This window comes from Mycobacterium sp. (assembly GCF_035506235.1).
Lineage (GTDB): Bacteria > Actinomycetota > Actinomycetes > Mycobacteriales > Mycobacteriaceae > Mycobacterium.
Window position 1 is genome coordinate 23,007 of sequence record NZ_DATJPU010000267.1, and the last position, 21,965, is coordinate 44,971.

Consider the following 21,965-nt stretch of genomic DNA (forward strand, 5'->3'; position numbering starts at 1 on the left):
CGAGAGCTGGCTACCGGTGCCTTTGCGGGTCAGGGCAGTCCGGGCAACCGCCGGTCGGTATTGTTCTTGACGCTGCAACCGGGCCTGTTCGACGAGCGAGGAGGAGCGATGCTCACCGCAGGGTTGGTCTTCGCCGCGCTGGCAGCCCTCTTGCACGTCTACATCTTCACGATGGAATCGCTGACCTGGACGTCGGCCCGAACCCGGGCCAGGTTCGGGACGTCGGTCGAAGAGGCCGAGGCCACCAAGCTGCTCGCCTTCAATCAGGGCTTCTACAACCTGTTCCTGGCGATCGTCACCGGCCTCGGCATTCCCCCGGTGGTCATGGGCGATAAGGCCGTCGGAGTCGCGCTCGTGCTGGCTGGCGTCGGATCGATGGCCGCCGCCGCGCTCGTGCTGCTGCTGTCGGCACCGGAGAAGGCGCGGGCCGCGCTCATCCAGGGCGTCTTCCCGGTGATCGCCATCGTCTTGGTGGTGCTCGGCCTGTCCTGGTAACACCAGTCGCTGCAGCCTCACCGGTCACTAAATCTCCGCGGTTTACGCCGCGCGGGTTATATCCCGGCGCGGTCGGGTACCCACGCGAGGCCGGAAATCGGCCCGGCTCGATAGAGGAGATGGAATGACATACGCAGAGAGGGAGTACCCCGGCGCGCTGACCATGCCGCGTTCCCGCGGCGCGATCAGCGGATTGATCCTGGTGATCCTGGGTGCTTGGGGTGCGTTGATCCCATTCGTCGGCCCCCATTTCAATTTCGCCTACACGCCCGACCAGGACTGGGCGTGGTCGCCGGCGCGCGGCTGGCTCGAGGTGCTTCCGGGGGCGGCGACGGTGGTCGGCGGCCTGCTGCTGATCGTCGCGGGGAATCGCATCCCCGCGATGCTGGGCGGCTGGCTGGCCGTCCTTTCCGGCGCGTGGTTCGTGGTCGGCGGCCAGGTCGCACCGCTGCTGGGCATCGGGTCCGCGGGCGATCCGATCGCCGCGACCGAGCGCAAACGGGCCGCGCTGGAGGTTTCCTACTTCTCCGGCCTCGGCGCGCTGATCGTCTTCGTGGGCGGCGTTGTGTTGGCGCGCACGGCGGTCCGGCTCGCGCGCGACGTCGAACCCCCGGGATACGCCGAGAGGCCCGAAGCGCCGGTGCCCGGCGGCGAACCGGCCTACGTGTCCGGGCCGCAGGACTCGTCCGAGGTATCGTCGGGCGCGCTGACCAAGCCGCGGGTGGATCGCTACGGGTCGGAGGGGGAGCCGAAGCGCGGCTGGCGCCGCCGCCAGGATGCGGCGGCGGCGGCCGGCTCGCGGGGCGCCCCGTATCTGCGCTGGCCCCACCCTCAGGGCTAGGGCGTCAGAGCAGTCCGAGCAACTGCAGGTCGGTGACGTACTTGACGATGATCGGCGCCGAGATGTGCGGGATGTCCTTGTCCGGCCCGATTTTCGCCTCCTGCACCGCGGCGCGGAACCGGTCGGTCGGCGCCAACGATCCGCGGAGCGGCTCCTCCGGCTGCTGGTAGTTGTGCAGCAGCGGCAGCAGTGAGTACTGGCGCTGCCGTTCCGGCAGGGCCCGCATCGTGCGCTCGAACCGGCGCAACCACTCGCCGTAGTCGGCGATGCGCAGGATCGGGTAACCGGCGTCGACGAGCCAGTCGACGTACTCGTCGAGGCCGATGCCGTCGTCGTACGGATTCATCACGTGGTACGTCTCGTAGCCCTCTTGGGCCGTCAGCGTGGAGATCGCCGCGGCGATGAACTCGACCGGAAGGCCGTCGTAGTGCGCGCGCTGCCGGTTGCCGTCGGCGTCCAGCTCGTAGAACGAACCGGGCGCCACGCCGGTGGCGACCAGGCTCAGCATCAGCCGGGTGAACATGTCCGGCAGGTTGAGCTGGCCCGCGTAGGTGGTGTCGGCCAGGATCATGTCGCACCGGAACACCGCCACGGGCAGCCCGCACAGGTCGTGGGCCTCGCGCAGCAACACCTCGCCGGCCCACTTGCTGTTGCCGTAGCCGTTGGCGTAGTTGTCGTTGATCGCCCGCGTCGCGCTGATCTGGCGGATGTCGGCGTCCTCGACGAACTTGCCCGGCTCGATCTGGTCGCCGACCCCGATCGTCGACACGTAGACGTAGGGCTTCTGCTTGGTGGTCAGCGCGATCCGGATCAGCTCGGCGGTGCCCAGCGCGTTGGGGCCGAACAGCTCGCTGTACGGCAGCACGTGGTTGACCAGGGCCGCCGGGTCGACGATCAGGTCGACGGTGTCGGCCAGCCGCTGCCAGGTCGCCTGGTCCAGGCCCAGGTTGGCCTCACCCTTGTCGCCGGCGAGGACCTCGAGGTGTGCGGCGGCCAGCTCCTGGTAATGCGCCAGCAGCGCGGGATCGCCTTCAAACTCAGCACCGCCGAAGGTGTTGTCCAGCCGGGCGCGGGCCTCCTCATCGGAGCGGGCCCGCACCAGCGCGATCACTTTGCCGTCGACCAGATCCATCCGCTCGAGCCACTCGAGCGCCAGGTAGCGGCCGAGAAAGCCGGTGGAGCCGGTCAGCAGCACCGTTCGCACCTCGGAGGCGGGCTTCGGCAGCTCGGGCGCGGCGGCCAGCGTCGACGCCTCGAGGAATTTGTCGAGCGTAAGGTCGCCGGCGCGCACCTCGGTCGCGTCACGCCCGTGCACCGCAGCGAACGTAGGCCGCTTGGTGCCCTTGCGCTCGGCCTCGATGTACTCGGCGAGGGCCCGCAGGTCGTTGGCCGGGCTGACGATGACGCCCACCGGCACGTCGACGTCGAAGATCTCGCGCAGCAGGTTCCCGAACGTCAAGGCGGACAGGGAATCCCCGCCCAGGTCGGTGAAGTGCGCCTCGGGTGAAAGGTCGCTGGCCGCGGTGCCCAGCATGGCGGCCGCGGCGCGGCTCACGGTATGCAGGACCGGCGCGTCGGCGCCGCTGCGGCGCAGCTCGCTCAGCTCGTTGGCCTGGCCCTGTGCCAGCTCCGCATACAGCGCTTCGAGCCGCTCGCCGTAGTGCTGCTTGAGCTTCGGCCACGCCAGCTTGCGGATGCCGGTCAGCAGGCCGTTCTCCAGGCTGAACGGCGTGGTCTCGATGAGGAAGTCGCGCGGCACCTCGTAGGACTGCAGGCCGGCGTCTCGTGCGACGTTCTGCAGCGAGTCGGCGATCAGCGGCTTCAGCTCATCGGGCTGGTAGCGCGCCAGGGCCTCCTCGGTGGGCACCACGACGGCCAGCAGGTAGGCCTGCGCGCTGTTGCCGTAGATGTAGATCTGGCGCACCAGCGGGCTGTTGCCGAACTCCGCCTCCAGCTTGGCCAGGGTGACAAACTCGCCCTGCGCGAGCTTGAGCACGTTGTTGCGGCGGTCGACGTACACCAGCTTGTCGGTGGCGACCTCGGCGAAGACGTCGCCGGTGCGGTAGTAGCCGTCCTCGTCGAACACGTTGGCGGTGGTCTCGGCCCGCTTGTAGTAGCCGGGGAACATGTTCTCGGTCTTGAGCAGCAGTTCGCCGCGCGGGTACGGCCGGTCGGTGGCGAAGTAGCCCAGGTCCGGGACGTCGACCAGCTTGTAGTCGACCACCGGCGGGCGCTGGATCTCGCCGTCGAACAGCACCATGCCGGCCTCGGTGGAGCCGTAGCCGTCCAGCAGGTGCATTTCGAGCAGCGACTCCACCCAGTTCCGCAGCTCGGGGGAGGTCGGCGCGGAGCCGGTCATCGCGAAGATGAACCGGCCACCGAGCAGGTACTGCCGCTGTTCCTCGAGGACCTGGGCCGCCACAATCTCGCGGGCCTCGGGGCCCGCCGTGTCGGCGCCTTCGGGCAACCGCCGGTCGACCTGGCGCTGGAATTCCCCGAACAGGGTCTCCCAGATCCGCGGCACGAAGTTCATCTCGGTCGGGCGGACCAGCTCGAGATCCTCGAGCAGCGTCGAGAGGTCACTGCGGGCGGCGAAGTAGGCCGTGCCGCCGTTGCCGAGGGTGCCGTAGAGGATCCCGCGGCCCATGACGTGGCTCATCGGCATGAAGTTGAGGGTGATCGAGGCGGCGCTTTCCCCGAACCAGTTCTTGCTGCCGCGGCGCCACATCTTGCCGACGTTGCTCTGCGGGTACATCGCGCCCTTGGGCGCGCCGGTGCTGCCGGAGGTGTAGATGAGCAGCGCCAGCGGGTCCTCGTCCTGCGGCGCCGGGAGAGGCGTGTCGGGCAGCGATTTCCCGCGCTCGAGGACGTCGGCCGCGGTCTCGACGACCACGGCGGTGTCCGCCAGCCGCTCGCGGGCCGCCTCGAGGGCCTCGCGCTGGTCGTCGACCTCGGGGTGGTAGTCGAACACCACGAGTTTGGCCGGCGCGTCACCGCTCAGGATCAGCTCGACGGCTTCGGGCAGCTGGTTGACGCTGGAGGCGATCAGGCTCGGCCGGGTCTCGGCGACGATCGGCTGCAGCTGGGTGACGGCGGCGCTGGTCTGCAGCGGAACGCACACCGCGCCGGCGACGCCCAACGCCATGTCGATGGTGGCGTAGTCAACGCTGTTGAAGCCGAGCACGCAGACCCGGTCGCCGGCGCGCAGCGAGTCATGGCTGAAGGCGCGCGCCAGCGCGGCGACGCGGTCGCCGACCTCACGGTAGGTGATGGTCTCGTAGCGGGGGAGCAGCTCGAGCGTGGTGCGGCCCGTCTTGGGGTCCTTCACGAACTCGACGACGCGCTGGCCCAGCGCGGGTCGGTCGGCGTAGCCGTCCAGCACGGTGCGGATGATCTCGGGCAGTCGCAGGCCGGGCTGTTCGAGGGCCGCGGCCACGGCCGGGTCGGGCCGGGCGGCGGCGAACTGTGCGTCGTTAGCGGTGAGGTCGTCTACTCGGCGTGCGAGGCGTTCTTCGGCAGTAGTGGTAGTCGACATACAGCTTCCCTCGATTGGTTTCAGAAGTAATTCGGTCGCGCGACGCTGCGCTGATAGATAGAACGTTAGTTAAACTAACGGGTATTCCTCAATGATCGGGTCATCTGCGTGCGGTGTGAGATTGCGCACCCACGGGCTCCCCGGGTCTAGAGGTCGCCCAGGATCCCGCCCAGGATGTCGATTCCCTCGATCAACAGCTCGTCGCTGATCGTGAGCGGCGGCAGCAGCCGGATGATGTTGCCGAACATGCCGCACGTCAACACGATGACCCCGGCGGCGTGGGCGGCGGTGGACAGCTTCTGGGTCAGTTCCGCGTCGGGCTCGGTGGTTCCCGACTTCACCAGCTCCATGGCGATCATGGCGCCCCGGCCGCGGACGTCGCCGATCCGGTCGTCACCGGCCTGCAGGCGCAACAACGGTTCGGTGATCAGCCGTTCCAGCTGGCGCGCCCGCTCGATCAGTCCGTCACTCTCGATCGTGGCGATGGTGGCCAGTGCCGCCGCACATGCGATGGGGTTTCCGCCGAAGGTGCCGCCCAAACCGCCGACATGGGACGCGTCCATGATCTCGGCGCGGCCGGTGACCGCCGAGAGCGGCAGTCCGTCGGCGATGCCCTTGGCGGTGCAGATCAGGTCGGGCACCAGGCCCGCCGGGCCCTCGTGCTCGCAGGCGAACATCGCGCCGGTGCGCGCGAACCCGGTCTGCACCTCGTCGGCGATGAACACCACGTCGTTCTTTCGGCACCAGTCGAGCAGGGCGGGCAGGAATCCCTCGGCGGGAACGATGAATCCGCCCTCGCCGGCGATCGGCTCGATGATGACGGCGGCCAGGCTGTCGGCGCCGACCTGGTTCTCGATGATCCCGATGGTCCGCGCGGCGGCCTTTTCGCCGTCGGTGGCCAGTTCCTTGTCGTGCAGTCCGTCCCGGTAGGGATAGGACAGCGGCGCGCGGTAGACCTCCGGCGCGAACGGGCCGAAGCCACTCTTGTAGGGCATGGATTTGGCGGTGAGCGCCATCGCCAGGTTGGTGCGCCCGTGATAGGCGTGGTTGAACGCCACCACCGCGGGCTTGCGGGTGTACGACCGCGCAGCCTTGACGGCGTTCTCGACGGCCTCGGCGCCGGAGTTGAACAGCACCGAGCGCTTCTCGCCCGAGCCCGGCGTGATCCGGTTGAGTTCCTCGGCGACCGCGACGTACTCCTCGTACGGCGTCACCATGAAGCACGTGTGGGTGAAGTCGTCGACCTGCGCGCGCACCGCGTCCACCACGCGGGGCGACGAGTTGCCGATGGTGGTCACCGCGATGCCGGATCCCAGGTCGATGAGCCGGTTGCCGTCGACGTCCTCGACGATGCCGCCGCCGGCGCGCGCCACGAAGACCGGCACCGAGACGTTCACCCCGCGCGACACCGCCGCGGCCCGGCGCTTGTTCAGCTCCAGCGATGCGGGACCGGGGATTTCGGTGACCAGCTGGCGAGTCTGCTCGAGGCTGGCCACGACGTCCTCCTCACCGCGGCGCGGCTGTCACGTCGCCGTTAAAGCCTATCCGCTCAGGCGCGAGTCAGCGGGGTCAGTGGGTTGCGACCTGCGGTACTGGCAGACTGGCCGTATGGAGAGTTTGGTCTTGTTGTTGCCGTTCGTGCTCATCATGGGCGCCTTGATGTACTTCGGGTCGCGTCGCCAGCGGCGGGCGATGCAGGCCACCATCGACCTGCAGGAGTCGTTGCGGCCCGGCGACCGGGTCCACACCACGTCCGGGCTGGAGGCCACCGTCGTCGCGGTCACCGACGACACCGTCGAATTGGAGATCGCGCCCGGCGTGGTGACCACCTGGATGAAGCTGGCCGTGCGGGACAAGATCCTGCCCGACGAGCCCGCCGACCTCGACGACGTCGCCGACCTCCCGGACGAGGGCGCCGACCACCTGGAAGAGTCCGAGGGGCTGACCGACCCGGGCCGATAGGCCGCGTGCACGACAAGAAGGCGCCCGACACCAGGCCGATGGTGGCGACCCGCCGCGCCCGGCTACGCCGGGCCCGCGATCGCCATTAGGCTCTGTCGGGGGTAAGAAACCGAATCTCAAGGAGATACGAGGAACGTGGCATCGTCTTCCGCGCCGGTGCACCCTGCCCGCTACCTGTCGGTTTTCTTATTGTTGCTGATCGGCGTCTATCTGCTGGTGTTTCTCACGGGCGACAAGCGGGCCGTGCCGAAGCTCGGCATCGACCTGCAGGGCGGCACCCGCGTCACGCTGACCGCCCGCACGCCGGACGGCTCGCGCCCGAGCCGGGATGCCTTGGCGCAGGCGCAACAGATCATCAGCGCGCGGGTCAACGGGCTGGGCGTGTCCGGTTCGGAGGTCGTGGTCGACGGCGACAACCTGGTTATCACGGTGCCCGGCAGCGACGGCAGCGAGGCGCGCAACCTCGGACAGACCGCGCGGCTGTACATCCGGCCGGTGCTCAACTCGATGCCGGCGCAGGCCGCTCAGTCCAAGCCCCCGGTCCAGGCGCCCCCGCCGGACGCCCCGGCTCCCGGACAGCCGCTGCCTCCGGGCGGGCCGGCTCCCGGCCAGCCGCCGCCCCCGGCGCAGCCCGCGCCCGGCCAGCCGGGCGCGCAACCGAGGCCCTACCCGCAGGACCCGCCGCCGAGCCCGGCGCCCAGCCCCGCGCCCACGCCGGCCCCCGCGCCCGCGCCGTCTGCCGCACCCGCGCCGGGCCCAGCGCCCGCGCCGCCCGACCCGCGCAAGGATCTCGCCGACCGCATCGCCGAGGAGAAGGAGTGGCGGCAGAGCACGCGCCAGGGCATCCAGTACCTCGCCCTGCAGTTCCAGGCGACCCAATGCGATAAGAAGGACGACATCCTGGCCGGCAACGACGACCCGGCGCTGCCCCTGGTGACCTGCTCGACCGACCACAAGGTCGCCTACCTGCTGGGGCCGTCGATCATCAGCGGCGACCAGATCGAGAACGCGACGTCGAGCATGAACCAGCGCGGCATCGGCTACGTCGTCGACCTGCAGTTCAAGCCCGGCGCCGCGAACACCTGGGCCGACTTCACCGCCGCCCACGTCGGCACCCAGACCGCCTTCACCCTGGACTCCCAAGTGGTCAGCGCCCCGATGATCCAGGAGGCCATTCCCGGCGGGCGGACCCAGATCACCGGCGGCGACCCGCCGTTCACCGCGTCGACCGCCCGTCAGCTGGCCAATGTCCTCAAGTACGGCTCGCTGCCGCTGTCGTTCGAATCCTCGGAGGCCCAAACCGTCTCGGCCACACTGGGATTGACGTCGCTGCGGGCCGGCCTGATGGCGGGCGCGATCGGCCTGGTCCTGGTGTTGCTGTATTCGTTGCTGTACTACCGGGTGCTCGGATTGCTCACCGCGTTGTCGCTCACCGCTTCCGGCGCAATGGTTTTCGCGATCCTGGTGCTGCTGGGCCGCTATATCAACTACACCCTGGACCTCGCGGGCATCGCGGGTCTGATCATCGGTATCGGCACCACCGCCGACTCGTTCGTGGTGTTCTTCGAACGCATCAAGGACGAGATCCGTGAGGGCCGTTCGTTCCGCTCGGCGGTGCCACGGGGCTGGGTGCGGGCCCGCAAGACGATCGTGTCGGGCAATGCGGTGACGTTCCTGGCCGCCGCGGTGCTGTACTTCCTGGCCATCGGCCAGGTGAAGGGCTTCGCGTTCACGTTGGGCCTCACCACGATCCTCGACCTGGTGGTGGTGTTCCTGGTGACGTGGCCGCTGCTCTACCTGGCCTCCAAGTCGCCGACGCTGGCCAAGCCGGCGTACAACGGCCTGGGGGCCGTGCAGCAGGTCGCGCGCGAACGCCACGCCGCGGCGGCCACGAAGACGGGGCGGGGATAGCGCATGAGTGACGCGGTCGAGCTGACCGGCGGCGCCCAGCTGCCGCACCACAGCTTCATCTCCCGGCTCTACACCGGCACCGGCGCGTTCGAGGTGGTCGGGCGACGGCGGCTGTGGTACGGCATCAGCGGCGCGATGGTCGCGATCGCCATCCTCAGCATCGTCTTGCGGGGCTTCACCTTCGGGATCGACTTCAAGGGCGGCACCACCGTGTCGATGCCCCGTGGAACCGCCCAGACGGCGCAAGTGTCCGACGTCTTCCGGAAGACCATCGGCAAGGACCCGGAGTCGGTGGTCATCGTCGGCAACGGCGCCTCGGCGACGGTGCAGATCCGCTCGGAAACGCTGACCAACGACCAGACAACCAAGCTGCGCAACGCCCTGTTCGACGCGTTCCAGCCCAAGGGCACCGACGGCAAGCCGAGCAAGCAGGCCATCAGCGACTCGGCGGTGTCGGAGACCTGGGGCGATCAGATCACCAAGAAGGCGCTGATCGCGCTGGTGGTGTTCCTGGCGCTGGTCAGCCTGTACATCACCCTGCGCTACGAGCGCTACATGGCGATCTCCGCGCTGACCACGATGTGTTTCGACCTGACCGTCACCGCCGGCGTCTACTCGCTGGTGGGCTTCGAGGTCAGCCCGGCCACGGTCATCGGGCTGCTGACGATCCTGGGTTTCTCGCTCTACGACACCGTCATCGTGTTCGACAAGGTCGAGGAGAACACGCGCGACTTCCAGCACACCAACCGGCGCACCTTCGCCGAGCACGCCAACCTGGCGATCAACCAGACGTTCATGCGCTCGATCAACACCAGCCTGATCGGCGTGCTGCCGGTGCTGGCGCTGATGGTCGTGGCGGTCTGGCTGCTGGGCGTCGGCACGCTGAAGGACCTGGCGCTGGTGCAGCTGGTGGGCATCATGGTCGGCACCTACTCCTCGATCTTCTTCGCCACCCCCCTGCTGGTCACCCTGCGCGAACGCACCGATCTGGTGCGAACCCACACCCGCCGGGTGCACAAGCGGCGCAAGCCCTCCCACGGGGAGTCGGACGTGTCGGCCGCCGAGATCTCCGAGGACACCACCGAAGAGCCCCCCGAGCAGGGCGCCGAAGCGGTGCCGGCGCCCAGCAAGCCCGCGGCCAACAAGCCGGCGCCGGGCGCACGCCCGGTACGTCCCACCGGCACCCGGCGTCCGACCGGCAAGCGAAACGCCGGCCGGCGGTAGGCCAGATGGTGCGGGCCGGCTGGCGTGGGCTACGGGGGTCCGCATCCGTCGGGTTGGTCGCGACGCTCGTGGCGGCCTGCACGCTGACGGCGTGCTCGGGTAGCGCCGCTTCGAAGATCGACTACGTGGTCGACGGCCCGCTGGACACCTACAACACGAACACCGTCGTCGGCGCGGCATCGGCGGGGGCGCAGGCGTTCGCCCGCACGCTCGCCGGCTTCGGCTATCACGGGCCGGACGGGCAGGTCGTCGCCGACCACGACTTCGGGACCGTCTCGGTTGTCGGCGGTTCGCCGCTGGTCCTCGACTACCAGATCGCCGACAACGCCGTCTACAGCGACGGCAAGCCGGTGACCTGCGACGACCTGGTCCTGGCCTGGGCGGCGCAATCCGGCCGGTTTCCCGGTTTCGACGCCGCCAGCCAAGCCGGCTACGTCGACATCGCCAACATCGAGTGCATTCCGGGCCAGAAAAAGGCCCGGGTGTCCTTCGTCCCGGATCGCGGGCTCGTCGACTACAACCAGCTGTTCGCCGCGACCTCGCTGATGCCGTCGCACGTCATCGCCGATCAGCTGAACGTGGACGTGACCGCCGCGCTGCTGAGCAACAACACGCAGGTGGTGCAGCAGATCGCGAAGCTGTGGAACACCACCTGGGATCTCAAGCCCGGCCTGGATCTGAAGCGCTTCCCCTCGTCGGGGCCGTACAAGATCGAATCGATGCTCAGCGGCGGCGCCGTGGTGCTCGTCGCCAACGATCGCTGGTGGGGCGCCAAGCCGATCACCAAGCGGATCACCGTGTGGCCGCAGGGGCCCGACATCCAGGACCGGGTCAACAACCGGAGCGTCGACGTGGTCGACGTCGCGACCGGCTCGTCCGGGACGCTGGCCACCCCCGACAATTACGAGCGCGCCGAATCGCCGTCGGACGGCATCGAGCAGCTGATCTTCGCGCCGCAGGGACCGTTGTCGCAGCCGAAGGCCCGGCGCGCGTTCGCGCTGTGCACGCCGCGCGACTCGATCGCGCATGACGCCGGGGCGCCGATCGCCAATTCGCGCCTGCAGCCGGCCACCGAGGACGCCGTCGCCGCCGGGGAGGGTGCCGCCGAGGCCGGCCCGTTCGGCAAGGCGGACCCGGCCGCCGCCCGCGATGCGCTGGGGGGCGCGCCCCTGACGGCGCGCATCGGTTACCAGGGACCCAACGCGCGGCTGGCGGTGACCGTGGGGGTGATCACCAAATCGTGCGCGGCGGCCGGCATCACCGTCGTCACCGTCAACCTGGACACGTCGGGGCCCCAGGCGCTGCGGGACGGCAAGATCGACGTGCTGGTGGCCAGCACCGGCGGGGCCACCGGCAGCGGGTCGACCGGTTCGTCGGCGATGGACGCCTACGACCTGCACAGCGGCAACGGCAACAACCTGTCCGGCTACTCGAATCCCCAGGTCGACGGCGCGATCAGCGCGCTCGCGGTGTCGGCCGACCCCGCCGAGCGGGCCAGGCTGCTGGCGCAGGCGGCTCCGATACTGTGGGCCGACATGCCGACCCTGCCCCTGTACCGCCAGCAGCGCACGCTGCTCACGTCGAAAAAGATGTACGCCGTGAGCCGGAACCCCACCCGCTGGGGCGCGGGCTGGAACATGGACCGATGGGCCCTGGTCGAGTGACCGGCGACGGCGGGACTGCGCCGGTGGCCGAGCTGATCACGTCGCTGACGCGGCACGTGGCCGACTTTCCGCAGCCCGGCGTCCAATTCAAGGACCTGACCCCGTTGTTCGCCGATCGCAACGGCATGACGGCGGTCGTCGACGCGTTGGTCGGCGTCGCGTCCGGCACGGACCTGGTGGCCGGCATCGACTCCCGCGGTTTTCTGGTCGCCGCGGCCGTCGCCGGCCGGCTGGGCACCGGTGTGCTGGCCATTCGCAAGTCCGGCAAGCTGCCACCGCCGGTGCACGCCGAGCAGTACGCCCTGGAATACGGCACCGCCACCCTGGAGATCCCCGCCGACGGGATCGATCTGCGCGGCCGAAACGTTGTGATCATCGACGATGTGCTCGCCACCGGCGGCACCCTCCGCGCCGCCGCGCGGTTGCTGGAACGCGCCGGGGCCCACGTGACCGCGGCCGCGGTGGTGATGGAACTCACCGCGCTGGGCGGTCGCGAGGCGGTCGCGCCGTTGCCGGTATACAGCCTGAGCAGAACCTAGTGCCGGGTTCCAAGCGACGCGACGATGCGGCCCGGAACGGGCCGAAGAGAAGCGGGGCAATCGGACATAAGCGATATCCTCGAGGTCGGAGGTGACCAACGTGGCTGACGAGAAGAGCGCGGCGCAAGCCCTCGACGCGCCGGCCGAAGTCACGGAACCCCTGCTGGAGCTCCCGGAGCCGCCGGTCGAGAAGACCAGCGCCTCGCGCCGGGTCCGGGCGCGGCTGGCCCGCCGGATGACCGCCCAGCGCAGCACGCTGAACCCGGTGCTCGAGCCGTTGGTGGCGGTGCACCGCGAGATCTACCCCAAGGCCAACCTGTCGATGCTGCAGCGCGCCTTCGAGGTCGCCGACGAGCGGCACGCCACCCAGTTGCGCCACTCCGGTGACCCCTACATCACCCACCCCCTGGCGGTCGCCAACATCCTGGCCGAATTGGGCATGGACACCACCACTTTGGTGGCCGCGCTGCTGCACGACACCGTCGAGGACACCGGTTACACCCTCGAGGCTTTGAGCGAGGAATTCGGCGAGGAGGTCGGCCACCTCGTCGACGGCGTGACCAAGCTGGACCGGGTGGTGCTGGGCAGCGCCGCCGAGGGCGAGACCATCCGCAAGATGATCACCGCCATGGCCCGCGATCCCCGGGTGCTGGTGATCAAGGTCGCTGACCGGCTGCACAACATGCGCACCATGCGCTTCCTGCCGCCGGAGAAGCAGGCGCGCAAGGCCCGCGAGACGCTGGAAGTGATTGCGCCGCTTGCGCATCGGCTGGGCATGGCCAGCGTCAAGTGGGAGCTGGAGGACCTGTCGTTCGCGATCCTGCACCCCAAGAAGTACGAGGAGATCGTGCGGCTGGTCGCCGGCCGCGCGCCGTCGCGGGACACCTACCTGGCCAAGGTCCGCACCGAGATCATCAACACGCTGAACGGGTCGAAGATCAAGGCGACGGTGGAGGGCCGCCCCAAGCACTACTGGTCGATCTATCAGAAGATGATCGTCAAGGGCCGCGACTTCGACGACATCCACGACCTGGTCGGCATCCGCATACTGTGCGACGAGATCCGGGACTGTTACGCCGCTGTCGGCGTGGTGCACTCGCTGTGGCAGCCGATGGCGGGGCGGTTCAAGGATTACATCGCCCAGCCCAGATACGGCGTCTACCAGTCGTTGCACACCACCGTCGTCGGGCCGGAGGGCAAGCCCCTGGAGGTGCAGATCCGCACCCGCGACATGCACCGCACCGCCGAATACGGCATCGCCGCGCACTGGCGCTACAAGGAAGCCAAGGGCCGCAACGGACTTCCGCATCCGCACGCCGCCGCCGAAATCGACGACATGGCCTGGATGCGTCAGCTGCTCGACTGGCAACGGGAGGCGGCCGACCCGGGCGAGTTCCTGGAGTCGCTGCGTTATGACCTCGCCGTCCAGGAGATCTTCGTCTTCACGCCCAAGGGCGACGTCATCACCCTGCCGACGGGCTCGACGCCGATCGACTTCGCCTACGCGGTGCACACCGAGGTCGGCCACCGCTGCATCGGCGCCAGGGTGAACGGCCGGCTGGTGGCGCTGGAACGCAAGCTCGAAAACGGCGAAGTCGTCGAGGTTTTCACGTCCAAGGCACCCAACGCCGGGCCGTCGCGGGACTGGCAGCAGTTCGTGGTGTCGCCGCGCGCCAAGGCCAAGATCCGGCAGTGGTTCGCCAAGGAGCGGCGGGAAGAGGCGCTGGAGGCCGGCAAGGACGCGATGGCCCGCGAGGTGCGCCGCGGCGGACTTCCGTTGCAGCGCTTGGTGAATGGCGAGTCCATGGCCGCCGTCGCCCGCGAGCTGCATTACGCCGATGTGTCGGCGCTCTACACCGCGATCGGTGAGGGGCACGTGTCGGCGAAGCACGCCGTGCAGCGGCTGCTCGCCGAGCTCGGCGGCATCGACCAGGCCGAGGAGGAACTCGCCGAGCGCTCCACGCCGACCACCATGCTGCGGCGCCCGCGCAGCAGCGACGAGGTCGGGGTCTCGGTCCCGGGCGCCCCGGGCGTGCTGACCAAGCTGGCCAAGTGCTGCACGCCGGTGCCCGGCGACCAGATCATGGGCTTCGTCACCCGCGGTGGCGGGGTCAGCGTGCACCGCACCGACTGCACCAACGCCGCGTCGCTGCAACAGCAGTCCGAGCGCATCATCGAGGTCCTGTGGGCGCCGTCGGCGTCGTCGGTGTTCCTGGTCGCCATCCAGGTCGAGGCGCTCGACCGGCACCGGCTGCTGTCCGACGTGACGCGCGCGCTGGCCGACGAGAAGGTCAACATCCTGTCCGCGTCGGTCACCACCTCGGGTGACCGGGTCGCGATCAGCCGGTTCACCTTCGAGATGGGCGACCCCAAGCACCTCGGGCATCTGCTCAACGTCGTGCGCAACGTCGAAGGCGTCTACGACGTCTACCGGGTGACCTCCGCTGCTTAGCGGCGATCGCAAGCGCGGCGAAAGTCGGGCGCGGCGGGTCGCCGCCATCAGCTTGAGCGGCGATCGCAAGCGCGGCGAAAGCATCTCGGCGTCCCGGTACGCCATGAAGAACTGGCTCTCGTTGGTGTTGGGTCCGGAGGTGGCCGCGGCGATGGTCCCGCGCGGGTACAGCGCTGCTCCGGGTTTAGTCGAGCAGCAGCGACTTGATGGTGACCTCGCTGGCCGGCGGCCCGTCTTCGCCGCCGCCGGCGACCCCGGCTTTGGCGATCTTGTCCAGGGTGGCCAGCCCGTCGGCCTGGATGGTGCCGAAGACGGTGTATTGCGGCGGCAGCTGAGAGTCCTTGTAGACCATGAAGAACTGGCTGCCGTTGGTGCCGGGCCCGGCATTGGCCATCGCCAGGGTGCCGCGCGGGTAGAGCACCGGCTGCTGCAGCTTGGGGTCGTTGGGCGGGTATTGATCGGTCGGGTACTCGTTGGCGAATTGATAGCCGGGGCCGCCGGTGCCGTCGCCCTTGGGGTCGCCACATTGCAAGACGCCCAGCGTCTCCGAGGTGGTCAGCCGGTGGCATTTGGTGTTGTCAAAGTACTTCTGGCCGATCAGGCTCGCGAAACTGTTGACGGTGCAAGGTGATTCGTTGTTGGCCAGCATCAGGCCGACGTTGCCCTGGCTGGTCGTCATGCTCGCGCTCACCTGGGCCGGGTCCGTCGGGACCTTGCCGGTGCGCGGCGGCTTGACCTTTTTGGCGGCCGGGTCCGACGACGCCGGGTATTGGCAGTTTGCGCCCGGGTTGGCCGACGGCGTGAACGCGGGCAGCGGCGGAACGGGCGGCGTCGGCCCGGCGGCCGTCGTCGCCGGGGCGCTGCTGGCGGCGGGGGTGCTCGTCGCCGCGGTGTTGCTCTTGTGCTCGTGTTTGGTGTTGACGATGGCGATCACCACTGCCGCGATCACGGCCACCGCCACGATCGAGCCGCCGGCGATCACCATGGCGCGGCGGCGCTTGGCCTGCTTCGCCCGGCGTTCCAGCTGCCGTTCGAGTTTGCGCTTGGCGTTGGCGCGTCGCTGTTCGTTGGTCGGCACGGCCGGTATGCCTCCATGTCGGTCAATAGGGCCCGGGTAGCCAGCCCAGGCTAATGTGGGCGCCGTGACGGGCGCCAACCGGCCCCCGTGGGAAACTGGGAACCGTGTTGATCACCGGATTCCCCGCCGGCATGCTGGCGTGCAACTGCTATGTGCTGGCCGAACGCCCCGGAACCGACGCCGTCATCGTCGATCCCGGTCAGCGTGCGATGGGCGCGCTGCGGCGAATCCTCGACGAGAACCGGCTGACCCCGGCCGCGGTGCTGCTCACCCACGGGCACATCGACCACATGTGGTCGGCCCAGAAGGTGTCCGACACCTTCGGCTGCCCCACCTACATCCACCCCGAGGACCGATTCATGCTGACCGACCCGATCTTCGGCCTCGGACCACGGCTGGCGCAGGTGGCGGCGGGCGCCTTCTTTCGCGAGCCCAAGCAGGTGGTGGAGCTGGACCGCGACGGCGACAAGCTCGACCTGGGCAGCGTGACCGTCAACGTCGATCACACGCCGGGGCACACCCGCGGGTCGGTGGTCTTCCGCGTCTCGGGGGCGAGCAAAGACGGAAGTGACGCGGTGTTCACCGGTGACACGCTGTTCGAGCGCTCGGTGGGCCGCACCGACCTGTTCGGCGGCAGCGGCCGCGACCTGCTCACGTCGATCCTCGACAAGCTGCTGGTGCTCGACGACGACACCGTCGTGCTGCCGGGGCACGGCCCGGCCACCACCATCGGCGCGGAGCGGCGTTTCAACCCGTTCCTCGAGGGCCTGAGCCGGTGACGGAGTTTTCCTCGTTTTCGGCACCCAAGGGGGTTCCCGACTACCTCCCGCCCGATTCGGCGCAGTTCGTCGCGGTGCGCTCTCGCCTGATCGCCGCGGCCCGCCGGGCCGGCTACGGCGACGTCGAGCTGCCGATCTTCGAGGACACCGCCCTATTCGCGCGCGGCGTAGGCGAATCCACCGACGTCGTCGCCAAGGAGATGTACACGTTCGCCGACCGCGGTGACCGCTCGGTGACGCTGCGGCCGGAGGGGACGGCCGGGGTGGTGCGCGCGGTGATCGAACACGGCCTCGACCGCGGCGCGCTCCCGGTGAAACTCTGTTATGCGGGACCGTTTTTCCGCTATGAGCGCCCGCAGGCCGGCCGCTATCGCCAGCTGCAGCAGGTCGGGGTGGAGGCGATCGGCGTCGACGATCCCGCGCTGGACGCCGAGGTGATCGCCGTCGCCGACGCCGGCTTCCGCTCGCTGGGCCTGGACGGCTTCCGGCTGGAGATCACCTCGCTGGGGGACGAGAGCTGCCGCCCGCAGTATCGGGAACTGTTGCAAGACTTCCTTTTTGGGCTCGACCTGGATGACGAGACGCGACGGCGCGCCGAGATCAATCCGCTTCGGGTCCTCGACGACAAGCGGCCCGCGGTGCGGGCGATGACGGCCGACGCGCCGGTCCTGCTCGATCACCTGTCGGATGCCGCCAAGCAGCACTTCGACACGGTGCTGGCGCACCTGGACGCGCTCGGGGTCCCCTACGTCATCAACCCGCGGATGGTGCGCGGGCTGGATTACTACACGAAGACCACGTTCGAATTCGTGCACGACGGCCTGGGCGCGCAGTCCGGGATCGGCGGCGGCGGCCGCTACGACGGCCTGATGCGCCAGCTCGGCGGACAAGACTTGTCGGGCATCGGATTTGGGCTCGGAGTGGACCGGACCCTGCTGGCGCTGCGCGCGGAAGGCAAGGCCGTGGGGGAGACCGCGCGCTGCGACGTGTTCGCGGTGCCGCTGAGCGAGCCGGCCAAGCTCGAGCTGGCGGTGCTGGCGGCGCGGCTGCGCGCCGCCGGCGTCCGCGTCGACATGGCCTATGGGGACCGCGGGCTCAAGGGCGCGATGCGGGCCGCCGACCGCTCCGGCGCCCGGATCGCATTGGTGGCGGGCGAGCGGGACCTCGAGTCCGGGACCGTCGGCGTGAAGGACCTGGGGACGGGCGATCAGGTGTCCGTGCCGGCGGACTCGGTTGTCGCCGAGGTGCTTTCGCGGCTCGGGCGGTAACCCGCCACCGACCCGCGCGAAGCGCGCGTCGGCTTCGGGTTCATCAGCCGCCCGTGCGCGATCACGGATCCGTGTTGCTTGAGGCGCTGGGTGCGGATGCTGACCTCGTGGGTGAGGACCCCTTCGATCGCACCGAGGCCGTCGGTGAGGTACTCATACAGGTCGTGGACGTCACGGCAGATGGCCACCGCCATGAGGTTCTTGCTTCCGCTGACGGCGGCCGCGAACGCGATTTGGTCATGCGCGGCGATCAGTTCACCGACGCGGTGCAGGTGCTGGGGTGCCACCGTGAGCCACAGCATGGCGCTGAGGTGGTGACCGAGTCGCTCGGGAAGCAGATCGACGTCATAGAGCAACGCCCCGGACGCTTCCAGCGTCGCCAGCCGCCTGCGCACCCGTGCGACTGACCAGCCGGTGCATCCGGCCAGTCGCGAGTGCGGTGCGCGGCCGTCGTCGGCCAGCGCATCGAGCATGGGACGGTCCTCCGCGGTCGGCCGGGACGAGTGGCCGGTCGGCGGACGCTCGACGCCGGCCAGGATTTGTTCGGCCTGTTCGGCGTCGAGCTTGTGGCCGTAGCCCGTCCATGGCGCGCTCGGGGGTTGCCCGAACGTGTGCAGCACCAGGTCGATGTTGATGTCGGTGACCGAGGTTGTTCGCGGAAGCCCGGTTTGTTCACAAACGTTTTGCTGGCCCCACTTTGCCCGGCCGCCCTACTCGCCAAGCAGCTCGCCACGGTGGCGGACTTCGCCGGTGACCGGCTGACCCTGGGCCTGGGGGTGGGCAGCCGGCCCGATGACTACGCGGCCGTCGGGGTGGACTTCGGGCGGCGGGGGCGGGTCCTGGATCAGACGGTGGGATTGCTGCGCGCCGCGTGGCGCCCCGAGGCGGTCGCAGGCGACACGGGGCTGTGCCCGGCCCCGGTGCGCATCCCCGTCCTGTTCGGCGGGAGGTCGCCGTCGACTATCCGTCGCGTCGCGACCACGGGCGATGGCTGGTCGGCCGGCGCGCTGCGGGACTACGCCAACCAGTCGTCGTTCGCCGACCGGGTACGCGACGCATGGCGGGAGGCGGGCCGCCCAGGTCAACCTCGGCTCCACGCCAGCGTGAACTTTGCCTTCGGCGGCGAGGAGACCGTCCGGCTCGGCCGTGCGCACCTGCAGGACTACTACGGATTCAAACCGGAGTACGCGGCTCTCAACGTCGCCGACATGTTGACCTCGCCGCAGGACGCGGCGGCCACCGCGCGCGCCTACCGTGACCTCGGTTTCGACGGGCTCATCTTTCACCCGTGCGTCGCCGGCCTCGAGCAGGTCGACCGCCTCGCCGACGCGGCGTCGTGATGTACCTGCCATGCCTCCCAACGCGCCATCGCACCCGGATGCCGAACACGACGATCCCCGCCATCACGAAGGCTACGCCTACGTTGCCGCCCATCGCGCGCGCTTGGAGGTGACCCGTCCAGTGCTGGTGAGAACCCCCGCGACGATCACACCGAAGACGAATCCGCCGACATGCGCGAAGAACGCGACGCCACTGCCACCGGTGCTCGTCGGATGGACTAACGCGTTGTTGCCTTCGAAGAACTGGTAGAGGAACCAGCCGCCGAGGTAGATCCACGCCGGGATGTTGACCGGGAACCACAGCACCAGCGTCCGGATATTAGAGGTCGGATAGAGCACGAAATAGGCGCCCAGCACGGCGGCGATCGCGCCGCTGGCGCCAAGGTTGGGTATCTGGGCATCCGACGCGCTGCCGAAGGACAGAGTCATCGCCGTCTGCATCATCGTCGCGGCGAATCCGCCGGCGAAGTAGAAGAGCAGATAACCGATCCGCCCGAATGCGTCCTCGACGTTCTTGCCGAAGATCGCCAAGAACAGCATGTTGCCCAAAATGTGCTCCCAGCCGGCATGCATGAACATGGCGGTGATCCAGCTGACACCCCACGGCAGGCCCAGGTGGCAGGTGTTGTTGACATCGCAGGGATGAAACGACGCCTGGTTGACCGCCGCATCCCCGTTCGGCAACTCATAGAACAAGAAGACCGCGAAATTGGCCACGATCAGCATGACATTGACCACCGGGAAACGGCGGGCCGGAACGTCATCGGAGAGAGGGATCATGCAAGCCTCCTCATAGGTTCGTCGCCGACGTTGAAAAGGGTCCGCTTCCGCCGCAACCGGCCCTAGGGCCGAAGGTCCCGTGATGTAACGCAGTTGGTCGCCAACTGTGTCAACCCGCAACTGACGTACCAGATGAAGCTCGGTACGGCCATACCAGGAAGAATCCGATGACATGACATTCGCGCAGCCATCAGCGCTCTCGGCGCGTCGACCCATTAGCGAAATGCTGTGCTGCTGTCAGTGCAAAGAGATTGCATGGTGAGGGAATCCATCTGGTTCGCGACCAACGCGAGCCGACTACGAAGGATTGTGCGCGATCCGTCTGTCCAGCGGCACGCCGCGGTGCCGAAGGCTAGGGCTGGGCACTGACTACTGAGCGAAACGTCGGCCAGAGCCTAAGGTGGCGCAGTGGTTGGCCGGATCGCCACCGCTAGGGCGGTTCCGCTATGGCGGGGGCTGCTCCGCAGCGCTGCCCGCCGCGCCGTCAGCCTGGTTCCGGGACGGGCGGTCCGGCGGAAGCGTCCAGTTTGCCACTGCCCAGATGGCGAGGAGGTCGAATGCGATTACCACGACGGACCAGATGGGCGAATGCGGCAGCCACATGAACATGCTCAGGATCGATAGCGCAGCGATCACAATCGCAGCAATTCGTGCCCAGGTAGCGGTCCAGAATAGCCCCAACGCCACGGCGGCGAGCAGCACTCCCACAACAATATGGATCCACCCCCACGCGGTGGTGTTGAACTCGTACAGATAATCCGGCCAGACCAACACGACCTCGTCATGGGTCAGCGCGGAGATGCCCTGAAAAACGGTCATCACAGCAGCGACCCACAACACGGTGGCGGCGGCGAAGTTCCCGATGCCTGCCGCTACCTGCCGACGTGAATGTCCATTGGCCGAGTTCTGGGCCATACCTGCCTCCTGGATTCCAGAAGTCGTCGATCGCTCAGTTAATATGTTGGCGCTCAAGAGCTACGGTCGCGCGGTTGACCTGGTGTCGTTCCCTCGACGGCTTTAGTCATAGCGGGCCACAATCACCGGTATGCCGACCTCCTTTACCACGCCCGCGGCGACCGAACCGAGCAGCATGCCCGGGTGTCCGCCCCGGCCGCGGCTGCCAACGACAACGAGCTGGGCCGACTGCGACTGGTTGAGAAGGTGATGGGCCGGTTCGTTGTCCACGACAATGCGCCGAACCTTGACGTCGGGATAGCACTCGTGCCAGCCGGCCAGCCCCGCTTCGAGGGTTTCGCGCGCCGTGGATTGAAGCGCGGACCATTCCACAGTGGGCATCGTTGATGCGTCGCCATCACTACAGGCGTGCAGTGCCACCAATTCCACACGTCGCCAGGAGGCCTCTTGGAAAGCGATCTGCGTCGCCAATTGAGACCCCGCTGAGCCGTCGATGCCGACGAGCACCGGTAATTGCACGGACGGCAATGATCCCGAATCGTTCTCGTGGATCACCGCGACTGGACAGTGGGCGAGGTGCACCAAATTTGTGCTTACCGACCTATGCGGGCCGCGGTCGTCCTGCGCGGCCTGACCGCGACAACCGACCACCATAATCTGGGCCTCCACCGACATGTCAACAAGTGTCGGCACGTGCGCCGAATACAACAGGTCGGTGTTGATCTCGGTCTCGGGTACGTTTCCGCCGTCGGCGTCGTCTTCGATCGACTTCATCGCATCGGAAAATATTCTCCGCGCTTCATCCTCGCGCCACTGGAGCAGTTCGTCCACGTTAGGAGCGGTGGCGAGAACCCGTGCAGCGGAGCCGAATGCCGGCAAGGGCTCGATGGGCACGATGGTGAGCGCAACATCGCGCAGTATCGCCTCACGCGCCGCCCAACGCACAGTGGCGCCGGCACTGTCCGACCGTTCGATGCCCACGACCACGCCTGGATGCTTGTTGGCATTCGACATTTCGTGTTCCTCTCGATCCATATGCCCAGCTTTATGTCGATGACGGTAGCCGCCCAAGCCACTGCCGCCAGGAGGCATTGGTCACCGACGAAATGGTCGAACTCCCTTTGTCCGGGACGGGAACGGCACCCGTGCCCAGGTGCCCGCCCACGGTCGGGCGTCGTCTTG

At 68.5% G+C, this 21,965-nt stretch carries 18 protein-coding genes; 11 read left to right on the plus strand and 7 right to left on the minus strand.

Features of this window, described 5'->3' with window-relative positions; genetic code table 11:
• Positions 1 to 108: 108 nt before the first annotated feature.
• Complete coding sequence (locus VMD50_RS25165; RefSeq protein WP_325431913.1) at positions 109 to 495, plus strand: DUF1304 domain-containing protein; 387 nt, start codon at positions 109 to 111, stop codon at positions 493 to 495.
• A gap of 124 nt (positions 496 to 619) precedes the next feature.
• Positions 620 to 1,336 (plus strand): hypothetical protein, encoded by a 717-nt coding sequence (locus tag VMD50_RS25170; RefSeq protein WP_325431864.1) that lies wholly within the window; start codon positions 620 to 622, stop codon positions 1,334 to 1,336.
• Between the two features lie 4 nt (positions 1,337 to 1,340).
• Here the strand turns inward: VMD50_RS25170 and car are convergent, their stop codons facing one another.
• Complete coding sequence (car, locus tag VMD50_RS25175) at positions 1,341 to 4,871, minus strand: carboxylic acid reductase (RefSeq protein ID WP_325431866.1); 3,531 nt, start codon at positions 4,869 to 4,871, stop codon at positions 1,341 to 1,343.
• A 146-nt stretch (positions 4,872 to 5,017) separates the two neighbouring features.
• The gene (gene gabT / locus VMD50_RS25180) at positions 5,018 to 6,367 is read right to left on the minus strand and encodes a 4-aminobutyrate--2-oxoglutarate transaminase (protein ID WP_325431868.1); all 1,350 of its coding nucleotides are present in this window, start codon (positions 6,365 to 6,367) and stop codon (positions 5,018 to 5,020) included.
• A gap of 112 nt (positions 6,368 to 6,479) precedes the next feature.
• Here gabT and yajC point away from each other — a divergent pair, with 112 nt between their 5' ends.
• The 6 genes from yajC to VMD50_RS25210 all read left to right on the plus strand — a co-directional run bounded on the left by yajC (position 6,480) and on the right by VMD50_RS25210 (position 14,623).
• A complete protein-coding gene (gene yajC / locus VMD50_RS25185; RefSeq protein ID WP_325431870.1) occupies positions 6,480 to 6,833 on the plus strand; it encodes a preprotein translocase subunit YajC in 354 nt (117 codons plus the stop codon).
• A gap of 135 nt (positions 6,834 to 6,968) precedes the next feature.
• Positions 6,969 to 8,744 (plus strand): protein translocase subunit SecD, encoded by a 1,776-nt coding sequence (gene secD, locus VMD50_RS25190; protein WP_325431872.1) that lies wholly within the window; start codon positions 6,969 to 6,971, stop codon positions 8,742 to 8,744.
• A 3-nt stretch (positions 8,745 to 8,747) separates the two neighbouring features.
• Positions 8,748 to 9,968, plus strand: coding sequence for a protein translocase subunit SecF (gene secF / locus VMD50_RS25195; RefSeq protein ID WP_325431874.1), 1,221 nt, complete (start codon positions 8,748 to 8,750; stop codon positions 9,966 to 9,968).
• Between the two features lie 5 nt (positions 9,969 to 9,973).
• Positions 9,974 to 11,632 (plus strand): ABC transporter substrate-binding protein, encoded by a 1,659-nt coding sequence (locus tag VMD50_RS25200; RefSeq protein WP_325431876.1) that lies wholly within the window; start codon positions 9,974 to 9,976, stop codon positions 11,630 to 11,632.
• A complete protein-coding gene (locus VMD50_RS25205) occupies positions 11,614 to 12,171 on the plus strand; it encodes an adenine phosphoribosyltransferase (protein ID WP_325431878.1) in 558 nt (185 codons plus the stop codon). Before VMD50_RS25200 ends, VMD50_RS25205 begins: the two co-directional genes overlap by 19 nt.
• Before the next feature lie 100 nt (positions 12,172 to 12,271).
• Complete coding sequence (locus VMD50_RS25210; protein WP_325431880.1) at positions 12,272 to 14,623, plus strand: RelA/SpoT family protein; 2,352 nt, start codon at positions 12,272 to 12,274, stop codon at positions 14,621 to 14,623.
• A 184-nt stretch (positions 14,624 to 14,807) separates the two neighbouring features.
• Here the strand turns inward: VMD50_RS25210 and VMD50_RS25220 are convergent, their stop codons facing one another.
• Entirely contained in the window at positions 14,808 to 15,701 is an 894-nt protein-coding gene (locus VMD50_RS25220; RefSeq protein WP_325431882.1) for a peptidylprolyl isomerase, read from the minus strand.
• Positions 15,702 to 15,805: 104 nt separating this feature from the next.
• Between VMD50_RS25220 and VMD50_RS25225 the strand changes: the two genes are divergently transcribed.
• Complete coding sequence (locus VMD50_RS25225; RefSeq protein ID WP_325431884.1) at positions 15,806 to 16,480, plus strand: MBL fold metallo-hydrolase; 675 nt, start codon at positions 15,806 to 15,808, stop codon at positions 16,478 to 16,480.
• Positions 16,477 to 17,748 (plus strand): histidine--tRNA ligase, encoded by a 1,272-nt coding sequence (hisS, locus tag VMD50_RS25230; RefSeq protein ID WP_325431886.1) that lies wholly within the window; start codon positions 16,477 to 16,479, stop codon positions 17,746 to 17,748. Before VMD50_RS25225 ends, hisS begins: the two co-directional genes overlap by 4 nt.
• Here the strand turns inward: hisS and VMD50_RS25235 are convergent.
• A complete protein-coding gene (locus VMD50_RS25235) occupies positions 17,688 to 18,368 on the minus strand; it encodes an Lrp/AsnC family transcriptional regulator (protein WP_325431888.1) in 681 nt (226 codons plus the stop codon). The two genes, hisS and VMD50_RS25235, sit on opposite strands and share 61 nt — an antisense overlap.
• A 48-nt stretch (positions 18,369 to 18,416) precedes the next feature.
• Between VMD50_RS25235 and VMD50_RS25240 the strand changes: the two genes are divergently transcribed.
• A complete protein-coding gene (locus VMD50_RS25240) occupies positions 18,417 to 19,088 on the plus strand; it encodes an LLM class flavin-dependent oxidoreductase (protein WP_414686168.1) in 672 nt (223 codons plus the stop codon).
• A 78-nt stretch (positions 19,089 to 19,166) separates the two neighbouring features.
• Here the strand turns inward: VMD50_RS25240 and VMD50_RS25245 are convergent, their stop codons facing one another.
• The 3 genes from VMD50_RS25245 to VMD50_RS25255 all read right to left on the minus strand — a co-directional run bounded on the left by VMD50_RS25245 (position 19,167) and on the right by VMD50_RS25255 (position 21,797).
• Complete coding sequence (locus VMD50_RS25245; RefSeq protein ID WP_325431890.1) at positions 19,167 to 19,868, minus strand: rhomboid family intramembrane serine protease; 702 nt, start codon at positions 19,866 to 19,868, stop codon at positions 19,167 to 19,169.
• 444 nt (positions 19,869 to 20,312) lie between these two features.
• Positions 20,313 to 20,783 (minus strand): DUF7144 family membrane protein, encoded by a 471-nt coding sequence (locus VMD50_RS25250; protein ID WP_325431892.1) that lies wholly within the window; start codon positions 20,781 to 20,783, stop codon positions 20,313 to 20,315.
• Between the two features lie 102 nt (positions 20,784 to 20,885).
• Positions 20,886 to 21,797, minus strand: coding sequence for a universal stress protein (locus VMD50_RS25255; RefSeq protein ID WP_325431894.1), 912 nt, complete (start codon positions 21,795 to 21,797; stop codon positions 20,886 to 20,888).
• Positions 21,798 to 21,965: the final 168 nt, after the last annotated feature.